Annotated in this window: 1 protein-coding gene; it reads right to left on the minus strand. The window is 60.9% G+C overall.

The genetic code is table 11. The features are described from left to right. Positions 1–55: 55 nt before the first annotated feature. A partial coding sequence (gene sdhC, locus AC1DYG_RS20155; protein ID WP_477641613.1) for a succinate dehydrogenase, cytochrome b556 subunit occupies positions 56–412 on the minus strand: 357 nt, incomplete at its 5' end.

Genomic DNA, 412 nt, shown 5'->3' on the forward strand with positions numbered 1-412 from the left:
GTCCAGGCTGGCGGGACGGTCGTAGGACGTGCCGAGTGATTTGGCTTCAGTCATGTCAGTGCCCCGCAAACATGTTGTAGAAGATGCGCGCCGCGCCGGGAATCATGACCACGAACCAGATCGCGATGATGATCCAGAGCATCGGGCGCTGGTACTGCGGACCCTTCGACCAGAAGTCGACGAGCATCACGCGGACGCCGTTGAGCGCGTGGTAGAGCACCATCGCGACCAGGGCGAGCTCCATGAGCCCGACGAGCGGGTTCTTGTAGGTCTCGATGACCTTGTCGTAGGTGTCCGGATTGACTCGCACCAGTGCGGTGTCGAGCACGTGGACAAAGAGAAAGACGAATGTCGCGACGCCCGTGATCCGGTGTAGAACCCAAGACCACATTCCGGGGTCGCCCCGGTATAG

The organism is Pedococcus sp. P1_H8 (assembly GCF_056405175.1).